Raw genomic sequence first — 20,489 nt, 5'->3', positions numbered from 1 at the left:
TCTGCGTGGCTGCCGTATCTCGCAGCGACTTGTATTATGATACACGTCCTTGCTGCTTTTGTCAACACTCTTTTTGAAAAAATCTCAAAAAGTTTATAGAATGCACGATACTCTGCCAGGAAACGAAAAAGCACCGCTTACGCGGTGCTCATTTCCATATGGCAGGGGTAGCTGGACTCGAACCAACGCATGCGGGATTCAGAGACCCGTGCCTTACCAACTTGGCGATACCCCTGTGTCTTCAGCTTTGCGCTGTCAACATGTGATATTATAGCGCATATATACGTTCTTGGCAAGCCTTTTTTTAATTTTTTTCGTTTATACTAAATAAGAATAGGGAACGAAGTACAAAAAAAGGATGATGCCAGATGTCCTCTTCACAGAAAAGACTTTATGATATAATATAAAGATATAGATGTGTGAAATAAAGCAACGATATTGTATGTATATATCAGGAGGAACGAAAACATGGAAATTAAGTATGATGTCTCAATTACAGCCATCGGCAATCTCGCGCGCAACTTCTTGACAAACAACCACAGCGCCATCCTGCTCGATGAAGGCATCCGGCCAAATCTCGCCGATATGGTCATCGAGCATACGCCTGGCCAGCTCACGGAAGACATCAAGAAGGGCGACAAGCTCCTGATGGGCGGTGTAAAGTACACGATTGAAAAGGTCGGTGCGGCTGCCAACGACAATATCCGCGAAGAAGGTCACTGCACGATTGTCTTCAACGCCGAAGGTTCCATGCCGGGACAGATCATCGTCAAGGGACCGTCTCAGCCTACACTGTCGGTTGGTGCTCACATCACCTTCACCAAGAAATAAACTGCTCCCTGCACAAAAATACGGCTTGTGGCAATTGCCACAGGCCGTATTTTTGTGCAGAATCATGTCATGCTTGCATAAGCTGTTGGCTCCTGCTGTTCAAAGTCCTTCTTGAGATTCCGCACACTCTCGCGTTCGACAAAGAACACCGGCATTTCCATCGGGCCTTCGGGTTCTCTGTCAGCCAGCAGATCCAAGAGATACTGCGCGGCCTTCATGCCCATGAGCTCATAATCAAAGGCCACTGTCGTCAAAGCAGGATAGACGACTGCTCCGACATCATAACCGCCAAAGCCGACAACGGAAATCTGTTCCGGCACCCGGATGCCGCGCTCATGAAGATAGCGCAATACACCGAGGCTGATATTGTCCGTAGCGCCGACAATCACACTCGGCTCCAGCTGCACGATATCGGCTGCCCGGTTATATGCCGAAAGGAAATCAAAACCCGTTTCCACAAAATCAACACGGGCTTCCAATCGATTTTCCGTAAAGGCATCGATAAAGCCCTGCTTGCGCTCGATGCCAACGGCCTGGTCTGCTTCGGTAACACCGGCAAAAACAGCACGCGTATGTCCCATCTGACGCAGATATGCGCCGACCAGGCGGCCGGCCTGATGGTCATCGATCTTGATGCAGGGTACCCCCTCGTGGCGCTGCCCCGTATAGAGGATTGGCACGGACGTGCTGGCCGAAAGCTCCAGATGTTCTTCCGTAATGCCAACGGAATCCACGAGGATGCCATCGACACCCTGCTGCTGCAAATTGCGGATGTTCTCCAGTTCCTTGGCTGGTGACAGATGGCTGACGAGCAGGATTCCCTGGTAGCCAGCCGGCTCGAAGATGTGGCTGATACCCATGAGCAGCTTGCCAACCGTCACGGAGTCCATACGCGGCAGGACAATGCCGATGAGCTTGCTCTGTTTCGTCTTGAGCCGTTTTGCAAAGAAGTTGGACTGAAAGCCAGTCTTTTCAATGGCTTCGCGGACACGCTTCTGTTTCTCTACACTGATATAACCGCGATTCAGATAGCGGGAAACTGTGCTTTTCGAGACGCCTGCCAGCTCCGCCACATCCTTAATGGTTACCTTTGTTCCCAAAATTGCTCCCCCATATATAAATATATTGTTGTTTCACGGCCGCTCATCATACGGCCGGTATCATCAGATATCGGGCAGCTGCCAGTCAATCGGCGTCTGCCCCGTGCTGCGCAAGAAATCATTGACGCGGGAAAACGGACGGCTGCCGAAAAAGCCACGATGTGCCGACAGCGGGCTCGGGTGTGCCGACTCTACGATATAGTGGCGCGGATTCGTGATCATGGCTTTCTTGCGCCGCGCCGGACTGCCCCAGAGAATGAAGGCCATCGGCTTTTCACGCTGGTTCAGCAGCTCGATGATGCGGTCGGTGAAGATCTCCCAGCCCTGTCCATGATGCGAATTGGCCTGATGTTCCCGCACCGTCAATACGGTATTGAGCAGGAGTACCCCCTGATCGGCCCAGGGCTTCAGGCAGCCGTTGTTCGGGACCTTGCAGCCAAGATCCGTCTCGAGCTCCTTGAAGATATTCAGCAAAGACGGCGGCGGCTGAACGCCTGGCAGAACCGAGAAGGAAAGTCCGTGCGCCTGGCCGGGGCCATGATAGGGGTCCTGACCGAGTATGACCACCTTCGTATCAGCATAGCTCGTATAATGAAGTGCATTGAAGATCGCGTACATGTCCGGATAGACATGATGGGTACGGTATTCCTGGATCAGGAATTGCCGCAATTGACGATAATACGGCTTCTGCAGCTCCGGATTCAAGAGTTCCGCCCAGTCATTATGAAAAATCTCCATGGTAAACACTTCTTTCTATACGATTAAACACCTTTTCCAATCACAGCATTCGCATTGGATAGCAATAGCTGCAAAAGGCAATCCCCGGATGAACCTCCCGGCCCGTGCAAACGACTGAGCCCAGGGGCGGCAAATGGCAGTCTGCCGCATAGGATGCCGTGAGTTCGGTGATATAAGCCTCACGCACATAGGGCAGCAGTTCTTCATAGACATGAGCGCCGCCAATGCACCAGAATACGCAGCCCGGATGCGCCAGAGCCAGCTTTCCCAGTAACGTCCAAAGTTCTGCCAGGCTCCGGCAGAGCAGGAAGCCCTGTGCGTCTTCAGCCGGGAGCGTGCGGGAAAGGACGATATTGACGCGCCCTCGCAGAGGCTGCCGCCCGGGCAGGGATTCCATCGTACCACGGCCCATGATGACCACCTGCCCCATCGTCAGCTGGCGAAACCGCGCCATATCCTCGGGCACAGATGCCAGGAGATGCCCATTTTTCCCCAGGCCACGATCTGCATCAATGCAGGCCAGCAGACGAAGAGGCCAGGGGTCCGACAGCTCTGCTGCAGGCACGACTCCCTCCCGGCTTACCTCCCGGCACCAGTCACGAACGCTGCGCCCTTTGACAAAATGTTCCGGCGCAATATCAGCCAGCGGCACGAGGACAAAGGCACGTTCCGTCATATAGGGATGCGGCAGGCGCAGTTCCTCATCATCCGATGTAAAGCCTTCGATGGACAGCAAATCGATATCGATGGTTCTGGCGCCCCAGTGCTCATGGCGCACACGTCCCAGATCCCGTTCAATGCTCTGGCAGGCGTGAAGGAAATCACGCGGTGCCAGCGATGTCAGGACCGTGGCCGCCGCATTGAGAAAAGATGGCTGATCGATTTTGCCCCAGGGAGCCGTTTCATAGAATGGCGAGACTGCCGCCAGCAAGGTAACGGGCAGTGCCGCGATACGCCGCAAAGCCTCGCGCAGTGTCTCGCCTCTCTCGCCGAGATTGGCTCCGAGGCTCAGATAACAACGGTATTCCATGTCATGACCGCTTTCTGGTCAGCGAAACGGCAGCATCGCGGAACTTGCCCGGAATCGGCGCAGAAGGCTTGTGCACCGTCACGTCAATCACCGAAACAGGAGGATATTCCCTGAGAATAGCCGCCGCTATGCGCTCCGCCACGGTCTCAATGAGGTTGACGGGCTCGCCTTCCACGATGTCGCGAATCGTTGCAAAGACCTCGGCATAATTGACCGTGGCCGACAAATCATCATGAAGACCTGCCGTCTGAAGGTCCAGATACAGCCTGACGTCCACGAAAAATGCCTGTCCCGCCTGGCGTTCAGCCGGTAGACAGCCATGATACCCATAGAATTCCATTCCATCCAGTTTGATGCAGTCCATGCGATCATCCTCTCCAGTTTCTTCCGTCCGGCAAACGGCATCAGGGTGCCTGCAGGATCGCATCCGTCATGCGGCACATGCGCGCGATTGGTTTGACATCGTGAACGCGCACGATGTTTGCTCCTTTCGTGATGCCGAGTACACAGGTCGCCCCCGTCGCCTCCATGCGCTCATGAACATCGAGTCCCAGCGCAGCTCCCATGAAGCTCTTGCGACTCGTGCCGAGCAGCAGCGGATACGATTCTCCATCGATTGTCAGGAGCTCCTGCTGACGCCGTAATACCGTGAGATTCCCTTCCGGCGTCTTGCCAAAGCCAATGCCCGGGTCAAGGATCAGATTCTCGCGCTTCAGGCCAGCCCGGTCGGCAATTGCAATGGTACGGCGAAAGAAATCCTGCATGGATACGATGATATCCTTGTCGTAAACCTTCGTCGTCTGATTGTGCATGACGACAATCGGCGCATCGGCTCTGGCTGCAACCTCAGCCATGCGGCCCGGTTCTTCCGCATACTGCAGGCCCCAGATATCATTGAGGATATGCGCTCCGGCCTCAACGGCAGCCTGCGCTGTATCAGCCTTGAATGTATCGACGGAAACGGGCACCGGACACTCTGCCAGTACCTTGGTCAGGAAAGGCATCAAGCGCTCGATTTCCTGCGCGGCCGGCATGGTATGAAAACCCGGACGGCTTGATTCCGCACCGACGTCGATGATATCGGCGCCATCGCGTACCATGTCTTCCATATGCTGCAGGGCTTTGTCAAGGGTATTCCAGCTGCCGCCATCCGAAAAAGAATCGGGGGTAACATTGAGGATGCCCATGATCAGCGTGCGCTTGCCGATCTCCAATTCCTTGCCGTCCCGAAATACATACTTACGCGTTACTGTCATTTCTTACTCCTTCCAACAAGGACCATGCCTGCTGACACAGTCCATGATCTGTCGCAAAAGCCCCGGTATATTCCGAAGTAACCGTCTGGGTACCATGTGCACGGCTGTCCCGCATCGTCATGCAGAGCTGCTGTGCCGTGACGACAGTCAGTACGCCGCGCGCACCAAGGCCATCAGCCACCGCATGTGCAATCTGCGCCGTCAGCCGTTCCTGCAGCTGCGGCTGATGTGCCAGGCGGTCGACCAGTTTGACGAATTTGCCAAATCCGGCCACCTGCCCATCCCGCGGCAGATAGACAATGCTGACCTCACCAAAAAAGGGAACAAGATGATGCTCGCACATCGAATGGAAAGGAATGTGGCGCACCGCCACGAGGCCATCAGCTCCCGTATGGAACAACTCGCCCCATAAATCTTTCGTATCGCAACCGAGGCCGTCAAACAAGGATGCATACATCTTCGCGACGCGCTCCGGCGTCTTTTCCATACCACGTGCCGCCAGATCGATTCCCAGTGCTTCCAGAAAATCCCGCATGGCCCGTACTGCCCTTTCATTCGTATCGCGCATTTTACTTTGCCCTCTCGTTTGCTATGACTTCATTCCTTTCCATTATAGGGAATCCCGTCTTAAAAAACAACTAAAACCGCGGCATACGCTCAGGCGGGATCTGTCTTGCGCAATTCGATGGCACCGGCCGGACAATCCTCCAGCACCTGCCAGGCATCATCGAGGTATTCCGCAGGGATTTCCCGTCCACCTCTCGCCCGTTTCCCTTCCATCGAAAAAGCCACCGGACAGGCAGCGGCACACATCCCGCAGGCAACACAAAGCGCCTCATTCACGTACCCCGTATAACCAGCCATCTGCCCATTCCTCCTTGTAACAGATCATGCATACATACGTTTCCTACATATATAATATATCGGAAATCACCGCTCTGCAATCAGCAGCGGCTCATTTTCGGACCGAAAAAAATCCCCGCCAAAAGGCGGGGATTCAGAAGGGGTTGGAAAAAGGGGTAATTATTCTACTTATTCAGCAATGCCCGGCGTCGTCATCTGTTTCGGGGAGAGGATGTGCTCCATCTTTTCCTTGGAGAGCAGGCCCTTCTCCATGATGACCTGACGGATCGGTTTGCCCGTGTTGTATGCTTCCTTCGCAAGCATTGCGGAGTTCTCATAGCCGATATGCGGCAGCAGAGCCGTGACAACACCGACGCTCTTGTCGAGCCATTCCTGGCACTGTTCCGTGTTCGGCTCAAGACCGATGAGGAGCTTGTCAACAAACGTATTGACTGCATTCGTCATGTACGTCATCGAATTGAACATATTGAAGGCCATGACCGGCTCCATGACATTAAGCTCAAACTGGCCATTCTCAACAGCCATCGAAACAGCGAGGTCATTGCCGATAACCTGATAGCAGGACTGATCGAGGACTTCTGCGATGACTGGATTGACTTTGCCCGGCATGATGGAGGAACCCGGCTGGCGTTTCGGCAGCTTGAGTTCATTGAGGCCGCAACGCGGACCGGAAGCCATGAGACGGAAATCGTTAGCCATCTTGATGAGGACCAGTGCCGTCGTCTTCATGGCGCTCGAAACATCAGAGAAACCATCCGTGTTGTTCGTGGCATCAATCATGTTGTCAGCCGTAACGTATTTCTCACCCGTTACCTCACTGAGTGTCTCCGCTACTTTCTTGATGTAAGCAGGCTCTGCATTGAGGCCCGTACCAACAGCCGTGCCGCCCATGTTCATGACATGAATTTCTTCTACCGCATGATTGATACGGCGGATGCCACGACGGACAGCCGACGCATACATGCCCATTTCCTGGCCGAGCGTGATGGGAACAGCGTCCTGCAGATGCGTACGGCCCATCTTGAGGATATCCTTGTACTCAACGGACTTCTTCTCGAGCTCCGTAGCCAGACGGTCAAGAGCGGCCGTAACCTTCTTGGCCTTATGGCTCAGGCAGACCTTAATGCTCGTCGGAAACGAGTCATTCGTGGACTGTGCCATGTTGGCATGGTTGTTCGGGGAGATGATGTCATAACGGCCTTTTGCTTCACCGATGATCTCGAGCGCGCGGTTGCAGAGGACTTCGTTCATGTTCATGTTGATAGACGTGCCAGCACCGCCCTGAATCGGGTCAACCGGGAACTGATCGAGGAGCTTGCCGGCGATGATCTCGTCAGCGGCCTCTACCAGGGCATCACCGATTTTCTTATCAAGACGGCCCGTTGCCATATTTGCCATAGCAGCAGCTTTCTTGACCTTTGCGATTGACTGAACAAAATCCGAATCGATTACCTGGCCGGTAATATGGAAGTTGTCGATAGCACGCATCGTCTGAACGCCGTAATAAACCTCATCCGGTACTTCGAGCTCACCAATGAAATCATGTTCTTTTCTCATTGTGTCCACATTCCTTTCTTAATCTCCGGTCTGTCCGGATCATATTGACCTTTTTATACTCCCCTGGCTCTTGGAGAACCAGGGCTGTATTGATAAGCGGCATTTATTTTTTTATTATCTCCGCTTGATGACTGTATTGTACCATGTATACAAAATACACGCAAGTACATTTTTGATAAAATGTTTATCTTTGTATACAATGTTGCAGGTGACTCAGAGAAAGCATCGAACGATGCTTTCTCTCAAGAACACCTTCCTCTCAGGTTCCCCTTACATCATACCGAGGATGCCCATGATTGGCAGGCCGAGCGCCAGCCAGACCACGATATGCATGACCGTGATGACGAAACCGATCTTCCACCATTCGCCCTGGCCCATGAAGCCGGCACCGAAGAAGATTGGCGTAACACCGCAGCCGTAATGCGTCAGGAACGAAGCACTGTTGCAGAGGATTGCCAGGATGATGGCCGTCGGGATGACAGGAGCCCCGGCAGCGACAAGAATCGTCATGAAGGCGATGAACATCGCAGCGATATGCGCACTGTTGCTGGCAAGCAGGTAATGTGCCATCGTATAGATGATGCAGAGGACAATGAGCATCGTGAACCAGGACATGCCGGCGCAGGCAGCAGCCATCGTAGCGGCAAACCATTTCATGAAACCGAATTTCGAGAGATAGGCAGCCATGTTGACGAGAACGCCCATCCATACGAGGACATCCCATGCACCATGCTGTTTCGTGACATCGCTCCAGTCAATGCACTTCGTGATAAGCATTGCCGAAAGGCCGAGCAGTGCGACAATGGCAGAATCGATGTGATGGATGCTGCCCGTTGCCCAGAGGAGCAGGCAGGCGATGAAGATGACGCAGAGGATTTTTTCCTTGCTGCTCATGGTACCCATCTTGCTGAGTTCCTTCTTGGCAAGAGACAGTGTCTCCGGCGTCTGCGTGAGTTCCGGCTTAATGAATTTATAGAGCAGATACGGCGTGACGATCGAGAGCAGCAGGCCCGGGATGATGCTGACCATGAACCAGGACATCCAGCTCAAGGACTGACCAAAGGCCTGTTCCGTCAGGGTATTGGCCAGTACGTTGTTCGAAGCGCCTGTCATGAAAATGCAGGCCGACGTGATGACAGCAGCATAAGCACTGTACATCAGGAATGCGCCCGTGCGCTTGTTCTTGCCATTCTTGGCATCACAGCCGAGAGCAAGAGCGACACTGTTGACGATTGGGTAGATGATGCCGCCGCCACGGGCCGTATTCGACGGCGTGAACGGTGCGATGATGAAATCGGCTGCGCTCATGACGTAAGCGACGCTCAGCGTGTTCTTGCCAAAGCGAGAGAGCAGCAGGTAGGCAATGCGCTTGCCGAGGCCCGTCTTGATGAAGCCCGTGGCAAACATGAACGCGGATACGATCAGCCAGATCGTGCCGTTCGAGAAGCCTTCCAGTGCCTGACCAGCCTTCATGACGCCGAGGACCGGAAGAAGTGCGCAGGCGATGAGTGCAATAGCGCCGAGTGGCAGCGGCTGCAGGATGAAACCTGCGATTGTCGCGACGAACACCGCGAGCAGGCCCCATGCCTGTGGCCCAACGCCAGCAGGTGCCGGGATGAACCAGATGATTGCGCCGAGGGCCACACAGAAGAGGCCTCGTAGCAAGTTTCCACTATTTTCTTTTGACATATCATACCCTCCTAAACTATTGATATGACTTATCGTTTTATTACTGTATTTAATATACAGTATCACCTACCGAAAATGACAAAATCCTACATTATCGCACGAATAGTTTTTTTTTACTGACAACTTGTAATATACGTTTTCGAAGATGGACGTATGATATAATAAAGATAGTGCTTTGCCGTACAAATTTGCACAAGAAACAAAGGATATGCTAAACTAGAGCACATACATCGCATATTTCATTCCTATCGTGCATGTATGGTATCATAAAAGGAGATTGTCATGCTTAGCAAACACCGGGAACTCTTTATCTTCATCTGTATGCTCATCATCGTGCCGCTGGCAGGCGAGCCGCAGATCCATCCGTTCGGCGGCGACTTCCAGAATTTTCGCGTGAGCTTCGGTTCACCGCTGTTCCTGCTGTTCCTGCTCTGGCTGCGGCGTGTCCCCATGGTTGTCTCCGGCCTCTGCACCGGTATCACCGTCGTGCTGTTCCGCGCCCTGCTCGATGTCATAGGCGGCATGGATTTTTTTCCTGCACTCTATCTGCACGTTCCGACCTTCTTTTATTATTTTACCTACGCCATCTGCTTTGCAACCCTGCGCCTCAATGACATGCCCATTACGACACAGGCCATGAAGATTGCCTGCTACGCCATCGGTGCTGAGGTGATTGCCAGCATTGCCGAACTCTATTCCATGGATTTCTTCCTCGGCACACATGCGGCCATCATCAATCTGTCCGTGCTGACCAGGCTCACCGGCATTGCCTTCCTGCGCTGCTTCTTCATCCTGAGTTTCTTCTTCCTCTCACAGCTCTACATCACGGAAATCCATCTCTCGCACGAATCGCGGGAAAAGAATCGCCTGACCATGCTGATTGCAGGACTCTACGAAGAAGTATTTGAGCTCCAGAAAACCCTGCGCAACGCCGAAACGGCCACGCACGACTGCTATGGTGTATACGAGGAACTTCGCGTCCTGCACAGCATGGAAAGCCTGCCGCGCATCACGCAGGAAGTCCTGCGCATCGCAGGCGAGGTTCATGAGATCAAGAAGGACAATCAGCGCATCTACGCAGGGCTCAGCGAGCTCACGAACAACCACCACATGAGCGATTACCTGTCGGCACCGGAGCTCTGTCATCTGATCGTCAGCACGCAGAAGAAGTATGCCCGCCGCCTCGACAAGAACATCACCTTCCTGACGAATCTCTCGCCGGAGCTGCCGGACATCCATGTCTACACGATGCTTTCCATTCTCAACAACCTCGCGGCCAATGCCGTCGAAGCCATTCATCAAAAGGGCACGATTTCCATTACGATGCGACGATCGGTAACGGAAGACCTGATCCTCGAAGTACAGAATACAGGCAGCTCCATTCCCCTGCGGCGCCTCGCGCAAATCTTCCGCCCGGGCTATACGACGAAGTACGACAGTACCGGCCGCGCCTCCAGCGGCGTAGGCCTGACCTATATCAAGACCCTGGCGGAATCCCTCGGCGGCTCCATCACGGCGGCTTCCGACGGAACATCTCAGGTGCTCTTCAAGGTCACTCTGCCCCTCGCGCAGATTGCCCCGCAAAATGAAATGACTCCTCCCGCAACCACGAATGCCGAAACCATCGGCAAGAAAGGATTTTCATCATGAACATCATGCTCGTCGATGACGATGAAGCCGTCCGCACAATGCTGCAGGACATTATCGAAGACTACGAACTGGGGACCGTCGTGGCCTCACTCCCGAGTGCGGCCAATCTCACGCTTTCGGAGCTCGTTGCACGTCATATCGATCTACTCATCATCGATATGCTGATGCCCGACTGCGACGGCATCGAGACGGTCCGGCGCCTGAAGAATTTTACTGGCAAAATCATCATGCTCTCACAGGTCGACAGCAAGGATCTCATCGGCAAGGCATATGAGAGCGGCATCCATTCCTATATCACCAAGCCGCTGAATCGCAATGAGATCGTCTGCGTGCTGCGCTCGGTCGAAGAACACATCCGCCTTGAGCGCTTTGCTCACACGCTGCAGAATACGCTGCAGACGACCCTGAATCCAGACGTCGTCATGCCGCAGAAGATGACACCGGAAGAAAAGGGCTCGAGCCTGCTCAAGGAACTCGGTGTCGCCAGTACGGCCGGGTACGATGATCTCATGGAGATCCTGCGTTACCTGCAGCTTCATGTCCAGGGTACGACCATCCCACCGCTGAAGACCATCTTCACGGCAGTAGCCGCTAATCACGCCACGGATAACGTACAGAAAGAAGCCAAGGCCATCGAGCAGCGGCTGCGCCGCACGATTTTCCAGGCCATGGTCAGCACAGCCTCGATGGGTGTCGTCGATTACACGAATCCGAAATTCGAGGAATACGCGCCCTTTTACTTTGACTATGCCGATGTCTGTGCGCTCATGCACGTCATTGAAAATCATGAGAAGCCTCATATCTCCCATGTCCACGTCAATATGAAGAAATTCATCCAGGCTTTTTATGCTGCATCCCTGGAATGAGAATCTTATCCACAGAATTATTCACAAATCAGAAAAATGCTGTGCATAACTTGTGAAAAATCACGAGTTATGCACAGCATTTTATCATTTCTGCCTCAATCAGCCTTTGGAAGAAACTTCATTGTAAACATCTTTCAACAGGGTTTCCTTGCGCAGCTCACGGCATTCGCAGTGGCGTTCATCGGCGTCGACCTGTCGGATTGTCTCAATGATGATCTCGCCGATCATCGGTGCATCGTCGTAGAAGATGTTGCTCATATCCTCATGCGACCATTTCTCGCGGATGCCTTCACCGTAATTGACCGTGAAGTAAAGCCCCGCATAACAGGCTCCGATCTCACGTGCCAGGTAGACCTCCGGTGCGATGCTCTGGCCGACGATATCGGCATGGCCGTTCATCATCGCCACTTCAGCAGGGCTCTCAAAATGACGGCCATCCGTGACGGCATAGGTGCCGCGCGTGAACACGCGGCCCGTGAAACGCTTCTTCGTCGCCCGGATCAGTGCCTGCCGAATCTCCGGACAGAGGGCATCGCGCATAATAAGCAGATAGCGCCCGTCGAGCATGACATCCTTGCGCACCGAAAGATCCAGGTAATCATCGGGGACGATGAAATCGCGCAGATCGAGCAGCTTGTTGACCGTGCCGACACCGCCTTCCGAGATGATGCGCCGCACGCCGGCTTCGCGGAACGTCCAGAATACCTGACGGGAGGCATCGGCACGCGTCACGCCGGAGCGCCAGCCATGCATCCTGACAGTCAGCACGCGCTTCTCGCCCACGCGGAAGAGACGCATGGCGGGACTCATGCCGTAAGGTGTCTCAAAATGCATGTTATCGCTTATGATTTCCACATCTTCATCCGGCAGTCCCGCCGGGAAATTGCTCGAGAGTGTTCCCGAGCCGCCGACCACGGCATAAGCTGCCTTTGGGATTTCCTGATTCGTCATACCTTGCCTCTCCCCCTTTAAAATTCGCGAATGATCCGATATTCCGTATCGCGCTGCGCTGCTTTCTTGCCGGCGCCTTCGATGAGGCGGACCATCTTTTTCGTCGACATATCATAGGCCGTGCCGGCCGCCCGCACGACGTTCTCCTCGAGCATGATGCTGCCGAGGTCGTCAGCGCCAAAGCCCAGCGTCAGCTGGCCGATGCGCTCGCCCTGCGTGACCCAGGAGCCCTGGATATGCGCGATGTTGTCCATGTACAGGCGCGTGACCGCCAGCGTCCGCATGTAGTCCCAGCCGCTCGTCTTCTCACCGCCGAGCTCCGTATGACCCGGCTGGAACGTCCAGGTAATGAAGGCGCGGAAACCTCCCGTCTTGTCCTGCAGGCGACGCACCTTCTCCATATGCTCGATGCGCTGCGCCATCGTCTCGCCAAAGCCGATGACCATCGTGGCCGTACTCTCCATGCCGATGGAGTGCGCACACTCCATGACGTGCAGCCAGTCATCCGTCATGATCTTCTTGGGGCTGACACGGCGGCGGACTTCGTCGACCAGGATTTCAGCGCCGCCGCCCGGCAGGCTGTCAAGCCCGGCTTCCTGCAGGCGCTTGAGCGTGTCGAGGATGGAAAGGCCGGCCTGACGGGCAAAATGCTGGATTTCCGTCGCCGTGAACGAATGAATCGTGATACTCGGAAATTCCCGCTTGATGAGCCGCAGCATCTTCTCGTAATACGAAAGCCCGAGATCCGGGTACAAGCCGCCCTGGATCATGACCTGCGTGCCGCCGGCAGCCACCGTTTCGCGAACCTTGTCCAGAATCTCATCGTACGACAGGAGATAGGCATCCCGGCTGCCCTGACGGCGGAAGAATGCGCAGAACCGGCATTCGTTGACACAGACATTCGTGTAATTGATGTTGCGGTCGATGATGAACGTGACGCGGTCCGACGGATAACGCCGGTGACGCTCTGCGTCAGCCAGGCGTCCTAGTGCAATTGGATCGCCGTGCAGGAGCATCTCCTCCCCTTCCTGTGGTGTCAGTCGCATGATGTCTCCTCCTTCCCGATTGCCTCAACCGGCTGATAAAACGTGTCACGTTCCACAGGCTCATAGCCCGTTTCACGGATGATGGCCTCGAGCTTCGTGCGCGTGATGCCCGTATTCGTCCTGGCACCGGCTGCATGGATGATTTTTTCCTCGCCGATCGTGCCGTCGAGATCGTCCGCACCGAAGCCCAGAGCCAGCTGTGCAATCGGCATGGTCAGCATAATCCAGAACGCCTTGATGTGGTCGATGTTATCGAGGATCAGACGGGAAAGGGCCATCATCTTCATGTCTTCCCATGAGCCGGTGCGCTGCAGGTGATACGTGTCCCCGAGCTCCGTATGTGCCGGGTGGAACGGGAAGAGCATAAAGGCCTGGAAGCCGCCCGTCTCATCCTGGATATCGCGGATCGTGAAGAGATGCTGCAACCGCTCTTCGATGGTTTCCACATGGCCGTACATGATGGAGGCATTCGTGCGGATGCCGAGGTTGTGCGCCGTCTTCATCGTCTCGATCCACTCCGCCGCCGTCGCCTTCTTCGGACAGATGATCTGGCGCACGCGGTCCGACAGGATCTCCGCGCCGCCGCCCGGCAGGCTGTCAAGCCCGGCCTCCTGCAGGATGATCAGCACCTCGCGGATGGACTTCCCGGTCATATGCGCGAAATTCACGATTTCCACCGGCGTAAAGGCCTTGACATCCACCTGCGGCAAAGCCTCCTTGACCTGACGCACGACCTCCACATAATAAGAAAACGGCTTGTCTGGATGCAGGGCGCTGACGATATGAATCTCAGAAAGATGTTTCGTCGCCTGCGCTTCCCTCAGGATTTTCGCGATATCGTCCCGTTCCAGCACATACCCGCGCGCATCACCTGCCCGTACCTGGAAGGCGCAAAGCGGGCAATTGGCACTGCAGATATTCGTCAGGTTGATATGACGGTTCACCGTATAAAAGACCTGTCTGCCGCTCTTCCTTTCCTTGGCTCTGCGGGCACAGTCTGCCAGGAAGAGCAGATCGTTGTCTTCGTAGAGGGCCATCGCATCGGCTAGGTCAAGGCGTTCGCCATTTGCTGCCCTCCTGCGGGCCCTTGCTGTATCTGCCATGAATCTTCACCTCACTCAATTGTCCGGATGATGTTGAAATTGCAGTCACAGGCTGCCGGAATGCGCCCGGCCTCCTTGATGATGCGGATGATCGTATCCTCGCGCAGCGCCGTCGGGCTCTTGGCTCCGGCATCGTGCAGGATGGTTTCCTTATGGACCGTGCCGTCGATGTCGTTGGCACCAAAGCCCAGCGCCACCTGTGCCACAGGCACCGTCAGCATGACCCAGTACGCCTTGATGTTCTTGAAATTATCGAGCATCAACCGCGAGATTGCCATCGTGCGCAGATCATCCCAGACACTCGTCTGCTTGACGTGCTCGCCGAGCTCGGTATGCTTGGGCAGGAACGGGAAGCAGATGAACGTCTGGAAGCCCCCTGTCTCGTCCTGCAGTTCCCGCAGGCGCAGCAAATGATCGACGCGTTCCTCCAGTGTTTCGATATGGCCGTAGAGCATGGATGCATTCGACTTGATGCCGAGCTCATGTGCCGTGCGCGCCACCTCCAGCCATTCATCCGCCGTGGCCTTATGCGGGCAGAGCTCTCCGCGCACGCGGTCCGACAGGATCTCGGCACCGCCGCCGGCAATGGCCTGCAGGCCTCCTCTATCCCGCAGCTCGATGAGGACCTCGCGGACGGAAAGCCCGGAAATCTGCGCGAAATGCGTGATCTCAACGCCCGTAAATCCCTTCATGTACAGATTGGGGAAGCGCTTGTGCAGCGCTTCGACAATGCCCAGATAATCCTCGAAGGACCACGTCGGATGCAGGCCCGAAACGACATGCAGCCCGGCGAGATTCGGGTCCTTCATCGCATCCTCGACCACGGCGATGGCCTGCGCCTTCGTCATCGCATAGGCTCCCTTATCTTCTGCATCGCGTCCAAAAGCGCAGAATTTACAATGCGACGTACAGATATTCGTCAAATTGACATGGCAATTGACGTTGTAATAGACGATATCCCCGCATTTTTCCCTGCGCACATGATCGGCCATCGTACCGAGCCAGGCAAGATCATGGCAGTGGAACAGGCGGATACCATCTTCGCGCGTGAGACGCTCGCCGCGCATCACCTTTTCTTCAATATCTTGATATTCCTTTGTTGCCAGCAAAACAAAAACCTCCATATTCTGTGCCGCTTCCGGCAGCACGGATCCGCTCGTATGCGTGTAAGCAGATTCCATTATATCATTGAACCATTTAGATGCCTAGGAGAAAAGTCCGCAGGAAAAGCCAGCATAAACAATTATCAAAAAATGTCTCTAATAAGGAAACAGTTATGGCTTTTTCATGTGTAACATTGTATAATATAAGAGTCTATTCATCATGCACGCGAGTGTACAAAAACGAGAGAAAAGGTGGGATTTTCTATGAACTTATCAAAAATATCCAAGCAATGCCGCTTGCTGGCACTCGGCGCCACGGCCCTGCTGACCCTGGGCCTGACGGCCGGCTGCGGCTCCAGCGACCAGGCTTCATCCTCCGGTGGCAAGACGTACAAGATCGGCATCGTCCAGCTCGTCGAGCACAATGCGCTCGATGCGGCCAACAAAGGCTTCGTCGACGGACTCAAGGAGCGCGGCTTCGAGGAAGGCAAGAACATCACCATCGACCGCCAGAACGCTCAGGCCGATCAGTCGAACCTCCAGAACATCGCCCAGCGCTTCGTCAGCGCCAAGATGGACCTGATCTGTGCCATCGCCACGCCGGCGGCCCAGACCATCGCCAACGCCACGCATGACATTCCGATTGTCGGCACGGCCATCACGGACTACGAGGGTGCAAAACTCGTCGCTTCCAACCAGGAGCCGAAGGGCAATGTCACGGGCACGAGCGACATGAACCCGGTCAAGGAACAGATTGACCTGCTGCTCAAGCTCAAGCCGGATGCCAAGACCATCGGCACGGTTTACTGCTCCAGTGAAGTCAACTCCGAAGTCCAGGTCAAGGCCATGACGGAATATGCCGAATCCAAGGGCCTGACCGTAAAGGTCGCAACGATTTCCACGGTCAACGACATCCAGCAGGCGGCACAGAGCCTCGTCGGCTCCGTCGATGCCTTCTATGAGCCGACCGATAACATCATCGCGTCAGCCATGCCGACGCTGACGGATATCACGAATGCCGCCAAGCTCCCGGTCATCTGCGGAGAACCGAACATGGTCAAAGCCGGCGGCCTTGCCACCTACGGCATCGATTACTACAAGCTTGGCGTCCAGACCGGTTATATGGCCGCCAACATCCTCGAGGGCAAGAAGCCAGGTTCCATGCCGATTGAAATGGCCAAGGACCTCAAGATCACCGTCAACAAGAAGAACGCCGCTCTGCTCGGCATCACGATTCCTGAGGATGTGCTGAAGGATGCCGATGTAGTCGAATGATAAGGAGTTTCCTATGGATTTAGTCATCTCCACGGTTTCACAAGGACTGCTCTGGGCACTGCTCGCCATCGGCGTCTATCTGACGTTCCGCGTGCTCGATATCGCCGACCTCACCGTCGAAGGCAGCTTCCCGCTCGGAGCCGCTACGGCAGCCACGCTGCTGACCGCCGGGTATCACCCGATTCTCGCAATCCTCGCGGCCTGCGCCACTGGCATGCTCGGCGGCGTCGTCACGGGCTTCCTCTGCACGAAACTCAAGATACCGGCCCTGCTCGCCGGCATCCTGACGATGATTGCCCTGTACTCGGTCAACCTGCGCATCATGGGCAAGGCCAACCTGCCGCTCTTGCAGCAGGACACGATCTTCACAATCTGGCAGTTCGCCGGTCTCGACAAGGGCATGACCACCCTCATCATCGGTGCCATCATCGTCGTACTCGTCGCCATACTCAATTACTGGTTCTTCGGCACTGAGATTGGCGCAGCCGTGCGCGCAACGGGCAATAACCCGCATATGATCCGCGCCAACGGCATCAATACTGATGCCATGATCGTGCTGGGCCTGCTGCTCTCCAACGGGCTCGTCGCCATGTCCGGCGCCCTCGTCGCCCAGAGCAACGGCTTCGCCGATGTCGGCATGGGCGTTGGCACCATCGTCATCGGCCTGGCCTCCGTCATCATCGGCGAAGTGCTTTTTGGCACCAGGAGCTTCAAGAACTGCCTGATTTCCGTCATCCTCGGCTCCATCGTCTACCGCGCCGTCATCGCCGTGGTCCTGCAGATGGGCATGCCGCCGAATGACCTCAAGCTCTTCACGGCCATCCTCGTGGCCATCGCCCTTTCGCTGCCGCTCATCCAGGCACGCGTCAATGCCTTTCGAAAGGCGGTGAAGAAATAATGTTGGACATCTCCCATATCTCCAAGACCTTCAACGCCGGTACCATCACCGAGAAGCTCGCGCTGCATGATGTAAGCCTGCACCTCGAGCCCGGCGAGTTCGTCACCGTCATCGGCGGCAACGGCGCCGGCAAATCCACGCTGATGAACTCCATCGCGGGGACATATCCGGTCGATGAAGGCTCCATCAAGATTGCCGGCACCGACATCACGAAATGGCCGGAACACAAGCGGGCCAAATTCATCGGCCGTGTCTTCCAGGACCCGATGATGGGTACGGCCGGCGGCATGATGATTGAGGAAAACCTCGCCATTGCCGCCCGCCGCGGCCGCCGCCCCACCCTGCGCTGGAGCTCTTCCTCCAGGGACCGCGAGCATTTCCGCAAATTGCTGGCAGGACTGAAGCTCGGCCTCGAAGACCGCCTGGAATCCAAGGTCGGCCTGCTCTCCGGCGGACAGCGCCAGGCGCTGACCCTTTTGATGGCCACCATGGCCAAACCGAAACTGCTGCTGCTCGATGAGCACACGGCAGCGCTCGATCCGAAAACAGCCGAGAAAGTCCTCAGCCTGACCGAAAAAATCGTCGAAGAGCAGGAACTCACCACCCTCATGATCACGCACAACATGCGCGACGCCCTGCGCCTCGGCGACCGGCTCATCATGATGTACAACGGACATATCCTCTTCGATGTCAAAGGCGAGGAGAAGAAAAACCTCACGGTCAAAGACCTGCTCGCCATGTTCGAGAAAGCAGCGGGCAGCGAACTCACAAGTGACAGCCTGCTGTTGAGCTGAATCTCCATGCGCGTAAGTGCTGCGGCATGTATTCCGGCTTCATCGCTCCATTAAATGGGCCCCAGAAAACGACGAGAATCAAAGCTGCCTCGCCGTATACCACGGCGTTCCAACATCGCAAAATAGGCAGCTTCGTATTGGGGCCCATCCCTGCGGGCAATCATTGCGCTCCTGCAGACGGAATACATGCCTCCGCTAAAGGCAGGATGTACGTGCCAAGGAAGAGCGAAGCGTTGCCCGCTCCACCCCGGCGTCCCAGCGGCGCTACCGACGAGTACATGCCTCAGCGTCTTATATACGTATCCCCCCTAAAAATTATAAGGGCTATGACATCCCGTCACATGCACGAGATGCCATAGCCCTTTTTTATTCTGTAACTCGATTGAAAAAACTCACAGATATTCCTCAAACCGCTCCAAATCGAGCACCTGTATCTCTTTGCCCGACACGGACAGAAGCCCGTCCCTCTGCATCGCGGAAAGCTCACGCGACAGCGAAGGCCGCGTGACGGCCAGATATGCCGCCAGATATTCGCGGCTGACAGACAGCTCCACGCGCCCCTCTGCGTCCATGCTCTGAAACAGGAAGCGCACGAGCTTTTCACGCAGGCTGCCGCTCGCGAGTACCTTGATGCGTCCGTGCATGAAGTACGCTTTGCGTGCAAAGATGCGCATGAGGTTGCGCTCCACGAGCAGGGCGCTGCGCGATGGATTGTCGCCGTCGAGCGTAAAGAAGCGGCTGCCGATCTCAAGAAGCTCGGTCTTCGCTGCCGCCTCGACGTATACATCATAAGGCTTGCGCAGAACTTCATAGACCTCGCCGAACATATCGCCCGGCTCATTGATTTCCGAGACGAAGATGCGCCGCCCCGAAAACGTATCCTTGAGGATGTGGACTTCACCGCTCAGGAGGATGTACAGGGAATGCGGGACATCGCCCTCATGGAAGACGATTTCCCCGGTTGAAAAGACATGACGGCGGACCTGGCTCGAGGCCAGAAGATCCGCAATCTCCGCTTCGCCCATGCCCGCGGTCAAGGTGCTGCAGCGCAATACGGCTGCCACAGGAGAATCCGTGCCCGCCTGGCAGGCACATTCCTTCTGATGGGGCCTCACGAGCTCACTCATGCGTCTTCATTGACGAGAAGTTTCTCGATTTCAACAACATACATCGTGTGGTAATCGTTGTCGTACCACTTCTCATCACACGATTTGTCGATGAAGCATTCCTTCTTGAGCTCCTGTGCATAGAGCTTGCGGCAGAGCATCGTGACGCGGGCCTCCTGATAATAAGTGCGGCCATCATCGTGCAGGACAGTCAGGCCTGCCTTCTGGATCTTATCTTCATCGCGGCCCGACACCGTGCCAAAGTAACTCATCATCTTGCGATACGTTTCGGGGAAAACCGACAGCGAAAGCCCTTCAGCCTTGTCCACGAACTCCTTCGTATAGCGGCTCGGACGAATGAAGATATAGGCCACGGGCTTGCCCCACATGATGCCCAGACCGCCCCAGGAAGCCGTCATCGCATTTGCCTTGTCCTCGTACTCACCGGTCACGAGCAGCCAGTCCTTGCCGATGACCTGGAAGGCGCTTTCCTTGAATTCATACGGAGAAACTTCTTTGAGTGCCATTGTTATCATCCTTTCATCTGCGGCTTTTCCACAATAAATGCACAGGGAAAGCCAGGTTATCCACAGAATACTACCGGATATCCACAGAAATATGTGGATATCCGG

At 55.2% G+C, this 20,489-nt stretch carries 21 protein-coding genes and 1 tRNA gene; 6 read left to right on the top strand and 16 right to left on the bottom strand.

The features are described from left to right. Positions 1-159 precede the first annotated feature (159 nt). A tRNA-Gln gene (locus DWZ54_RS08455) sits at positions 160-235 on the bottom strand. A gap of 233 nt (positions 236-468) precedes the next feature. Here DWZ54_RS08455 and DWZ54_RS08450 point away from each other — a divergent pair. Continuing rightward, complete coding sequence (locus tag DWZ54_RS08450) at positions 469-831, top strand: PTS glucitol/sorbitol transporter subunit IIA (protein WP_118015020.1); 363 nt, start codon at positions 469-471, stop codon at positions 829-831. A 62-nt stretch (positions 832-893) separates the two neighbouring features. On the opposite strand, the gene DWZ54_RS08445 is transcribed toward DWZ54_RS08450, so the two are convergent. The 9 genes from DWZ54_RS08445 to DWZ54_RS08405 all read right to left on the bottom strand — a co-directional run bounded on the left by DWZ54_RS08445 (position 894) and on the right by DWZ54_RS08405 (position 9,065). Beyond that, the gene (locus DWZ54_RS08445; RefSeq protein WP_118475518.1) at positions 894-1,931 is read right to left on the bottom strand and encodes a LacI family DNA-binding transcriptional regulator; all 1,038 of its coding nucleotides are present in this window, start codon (positions 1,929-1,931) and stop codon (positions 894-896) included. A gap of 63 nt (positions 1,932-1,994) precedes the next feature. Then, entirely contained in the window at positions 1,995-2,669 is a 675-nt protein-coding gene (locus DWZ54_RS08440) for a uracil-DNA glycosylase (RefSeq protein ID WP_118015022.1), read from the bottom strand. Between the two features lie 40 nt (positions 2,670-2,709). Beyond that, positions 2,710-3,699 carry a 2-amino-4-hydroxy-6-hydroxymethyldihydropteridine diphosphokinase gene (gene folK / locus DWZ54_RS08435; protein WP_118475516.1) on the bottom strand — a complete coding sequence of 330 codons (990 nt, stop codon included), beginning with the start codon at positions 3,697-3,699 and terminating at the stop codon, positions 2,710-2,712. A gap of 1 nt (position 3,700) precedes the next feature. Continuing rightward, positions 3,701-4,063: a dihydroneopterin aldolase gene (gene folB / locus DWZ54_RS08430; RefSeq protein ID WP_118475514.1), complete on the bottom strand. Its 363-nt coding sequence runs from the start codon at positions 4,061-4,063 to the stop codon at positions 3,701-3,703. A gap of 40 nt (positions 4,064-4,103) precedes the next feature. Beyond that, the gene (gene folP / locus DWZ54_RS08425) at positions 4,104-4,955 is read right to left on the bottom strand and encodes a dihydropteroate synthase (protein WP_118475512.1); all 852 of its coding nucleotides are present in this window, start codon (positions 4,953-4,955) and stop codon (positions 4,104-4,106) included. Beyond that, on the bottom strand, positions 4,939-5,523 hold the full coding sequence (gene folE / locus DWZ54_RS08420; RefSeq protein ID WP_118475510.1) for a GTP cyclohydrolase I: 585 nt from the start codon (positions 5,521-5,523) through the stop codon (positions 4,939-4,941). The genes folP and folE overlap by 17 nt, the downstream gene beginning before the upstream one ends. An 89-nt stretch (positions 5,524-5,612) precedes the next feature. Continuing rightward, positions 5,613-5,819, bottom strand: a complete 207-nt coding sequence (locus DWZ54_RS08415) for a ferredoxin (protein WP_118475508.1) — start codon at positions 5,817-5,819, stop codon at positions 5,613-5,615. A gap of 168 nt (positions 5,820-5,987) precedes the next feature. Further along, a complete protein-coding gene (locus DWZ54_RS08410; protein WP_118475506.1) occupies positions 5,988-7,376 on the bottom strand; it encodes an aspartate ammonia-lyase in 1,389 nt (462 codons plus the stop codon). A gap of 270 nt (positions 7,377-7,646) precedes the next feature. After that, positions 7,647-9,065, bottom strand: coding sequence for a DASS family sodium-coupled anion symporter (locus DWZ54_RS08405; protein WP_118475504.1), 1,419 nt, complete (start codon positions 9,063-9,065; stop codon positions 7,647-7,649). A gap of 282 nt (positions 9,066-9,347) precedes the next feature. On the opposite strand from DWZ54_RS08405, the gene DWZ54_RS08400 reads away from it, so the two are divergent. Both DWZ54_RS08400 and DWZ54_RS08395 read left to right on the top strand, forming a co-directional pair. Beyond that, positions 9,348-10,715, top strand: coding sequence for a HAMP domain-containing sensor histidine kinase (locus DWZ54_RS08400; protein ID WP_118475502.1), 1,368 nt, complete (start codon positions 9,348-9,350; stop codon positions 10,713-10,715). After that, complete coding sequence (locus tag DWZ54_RS08395; protein WP_118475500.1) at positions 10,712-11,581, top strand: response regulator; 870 nt, start codon at positions 10,712-10,714, stop codon at positions 11,579-11,581. Before DWZ54_RS08400 ends, DWZ54_RS08395 begins: the two co-directional genes overlap by 4 nt. A gap of 99 nt (positions 11,582-11,680) precedes the next feature. Here DWZ54_RS08395 and DWZ54_RS08390 read toward each other — a convergent pair whose 3' ends face one another. The 4 genes from DWZ54_RS08390 to mqnE are packed head-to-tail and all read right to left on the bottom strand — an operon-like array spanning position 11,681 to position 15,805. After that, positions 11,681-12,532 (bottom strand): MTAP family purine nucleoside phosphorylase, encoded by an 852-nt coding sequence (locus tag DWZ54_RS08390; RefSeq protein WP_118475498.1) that lies wholly within the window; start codon positions 12,530-12,532, stop codon positions 11,681-11,683. A gap of 17 nt (positions 12,533-12,549) precedes the next feature. Further along, complete coding sequence (gene mqnC / locus DWZ54_RS08385; RefSeq protein ID WP_118475496.1) at positions 12,550-13,578, bottom strand: cyclic dehypoxanthinyl futalosine synthase; 1,029 nt, start codon at positions 13,576-13,578, stop codon at positions 12,550-12,552. Continuing rightward, entirely contained in the window at positions 13,569-14,681 is a 1,113-nt protein-coding gene (locus DWZ54_RS08380; RefSeq protein ID WP_118475494.1) for a CofH family radical SAM protein, read from the bottom strand. Before DWZ54_RS08380 ends, mqnC begins: the two co-directional genes overlap by 10 nt. Before the next feature lie 11 nt (positions 14,682-14,692). Then, a complete protein-coding gene (mqnE, locus tag DWZ54_RS08375) occupies positions 14,693-15,805 on the bottom strand; it encodes an aminofutalosine synthase MqnE (protein WP_118475535.1) in 1,113 nt (370 codons plus the stop codon). A gap of 243 nt (positions 15,806-16,048) precedes the next feature. Between mqnE and DWZ54_RS08370 the strand changes: the two genes are divergently transcribed. The 3 genes from DWZ54_RS08370 to DWZ54_RS08360 are packed head-to-tail and all read left to right on the top strand — an operon-like array spanning position 16,049 to position 18,751. Next, the gene (locus DWZ54_RS08370; protein ID WP_118475492.1) at positions 16,049-17,059 is read left to right on the top strand and encodes an ABC transporter substrate-binding protein; all 1,011 of its coding nucleotides are present in this window, start codon (positions 16,049-16,051) and stop codon (positions 17,057-17,059) included. A gap of 13 nt (positions 17,060-17,072) precedes the next feature. Continuing rightward, entirely contained in the window at positions 17,073-17,957 is an 885-nt protein-coding gene (locus DWZ54_RS08365) for an ABC transporter permease (RefSeq protein WP_118475490.1), read from the top strand. Next, entirely contained in the window at positions 17,957-18,751 is a 795-nt protein-coding gene (locus tag DWZ54_RS08360) for an ABC transporter ATP-binding protein (protein WP_118015037.1), read from the top strand. The genes DWZ54_RS08365 and DWZ54_RS08360 overlap by 1 nt, the downstream gene beginning before the upstream one ends. A 392-nt stretch (positions 18,752-19,143) precedes the next feature. Here the strand turns inward: DWZ54_RS08360 and DWZ54_RS08355 are convergent, their stop codons facing one another. Next, complete coding sequence (locus tag DWZ54_RS08355) at positions 19,144-19,776, bottom strand: Crp/Fnr family transcriptional regulator (protein ID WP_370245763.1); 633 nt, start codon at positions 19,774-19,776, stop codon at positions 19,144-19,146. Positions 19,777-19,874: 98 nt separating this feature from the next. Continuing rightward, a complete protein-coding gene (locus tag DWZ54_RS08350) occupies positions 19,875-20,384 on the bottom strand; it encodes a flavin reductase (RefSeq protein ID WP_118475486.1) in 510 nt (169 codons plus the stop codon). Positions 20,385-20,489: the final 105 nt, after the last annotated feature.

It is taken from the genome of Mitsuokella sp. AF33-22 (genome assembly GCF_003475755.1).
GTDB lineage: Bacteria > Bacillota > Negativicutes > Selenomonadales > Selenomonadaceae > Mitsuokella.
This window is presented reverse-complemented; position numbering and strand designations above follow the sequence as displayed.